The organism is Heyndrickxia sporothermodurans, from assembly GCF_003055045.1.
Classification (GTDB): domain Bacteria; phylum Bacillota; class Bacilli; order Bacillales; family Bacillaceae_C; genus Heyndrickxia; species Heyndrickxia sporothermodurans.
On record NZ_NAZB01000089.1, the window covers coordinates 1 to 1,688 of the forward strand.

The following is a 1,688-nucleotide window of genomic DNA, read 5'->3' on the forward strand; positions in this document are numbered from 1 at the left end:
CAAGATGCATGAAAAAAGAGAATCTTGGTCGTCAAAGAGAAAGAATGAGATTAAGTCCATATAATTGTGTAAAAAGAAAGGTCATCATCATGATCCGTGTTACAATGTTTTCGACCAAGAAAACCATAAACGGAGGACATGATGATGACCCAAATCAATATTACTATAAACTTAGAAGATCTCAAAGAAAAAGTAGAAAAAAGTTCGCTTGAATCACCTGTGAAGGCTTCATTAGCTCTTATTTTGAATTCCTTAATGGAAAAGGAAAGAGATGAATACATCAATGCTCTTTCCCACGAAAGGACTGATGAGCGTAAAGGTTATCGTAACGGTTATTATGAGCGTGAATTGATCACTGGAGTTGGTTCACTTAAGTTAAAAGTTCCTCGTTCTAGAGACGGCGAATTTTCTACAACCATTTTCGAAAAATACAAACGCTGCGATCAAGCTTTAATTCTTTCTATGGTTGAAATGGTTGTGAATGGTGTTTCAACACGAAAAGTTACTAAAATTGTAGAGGAATTATGTGGCACGAGTGTTTCAAAATCGCTTGTTTCCAATCTAATCAAATCCTTAGATCCTATTATTAATGATTGGAAAAACCGCCCTCTTAACACATATTATTATCCATACATTTATGTAGATGCCATGTATATTAAAGTTCGTGAGAACAGAAAAGTGGTTTCTAAAAGCGTTCATATTGCTGTTGGTGTGAACGAAACTGGACATAGAGAAATTATTGGCTTAAAAATTAATCACACTGAGTCTACTGAAAGCTGGACTTCATTTTTTGACTATTTAAAGTCTAGAGGTCTTCAATCACCTAAAATGGTTATTTCTGATGCCCACGGTGGCTTGGTTGCTTCCATAAAAGAATCCTTTTTAGGAACTTCGTGGCAAAGATGTTGTGTCCATTTTTTAAAAAACATCATGGATACTTTACCTAAAAAGGGAACATCTGAAGCTCGTCAAGAACTAAAGGATCTATTTCGAAATTCAGATTTAGAAGTCGTGAGAGAATTAAAAACCCGGTTTACAAATAAATACGAGGGCACGAAAGGTTTTTCCAAAGCCATTGAAATTTTAGACGATGGATTTGAAGATGCTATACAATTTCTTTCTCACCCTGTTGGGTATCATAAACATTTACGTACCACAAACATGCTGGAGCGTGTAAACCAGGAAGTTCGTAGAAGGGAAAAAGTCATTCGAATTTTTACGAACGAACAATCAGCTATTAGGATTATTGGTTCGGTATTGATGGATATTGAAGAAGACTGGGATAAAAATAAAGCCCCTTACCTTAAAAATTAAATAGAAAACCAACTCAACTCAGAAAGTGGTACGGCCTAATTTCGAATTGACATTGAGCCTCCGACGGGCATGATCTAAAGCCAGGAAGCCAGCAGTTTAACAACTCCTGGCTTGCCCTCCAGGCTATCACGCCCGCCCCTCAATGTAAATTCGAAATATTTGTAGCTTTTTATACGAAAATAGTTTTATATCATGAAAACATTGTTAACACTTTTACACAATAATATGGACTTGACTCAGTCACTTGCCCCAAGTTCCCGCATTCGTCCGATTCGGGCACTTCAACCTCAGGGCACTTGCTCCAAGTTCTCGCATCCATCCCATTCGAGTACTTCAACTCCGGATCTCTTGCTCAAAGTGCTCGCATCCATCCC

Annotated in this window: 1 protein-coding gene; it reads left to right on the forward strand. The window is 37.4% G+C overall.

Annotation, left to right across the window (positions count from 1 at the left end; all coding sequences use genetic code 11):
- The first annotated feature begins 144 nt into the window (after window positions 1-144).
- Window positions 145-1,314 carry an IS256 family transposase gene (locus B5V89_RS19680; RefSeq protein WP_108073683.1) on the forward strand — a complete coding sequence of 390 codons (1,170 nt, stop codon included), beginning with the start codon at window positions 145-147 and terminating at the stop codon, window positions 1,312-1,314.
- Window positions 1,315-1,688: the final 374 nt, after the last annotated feature.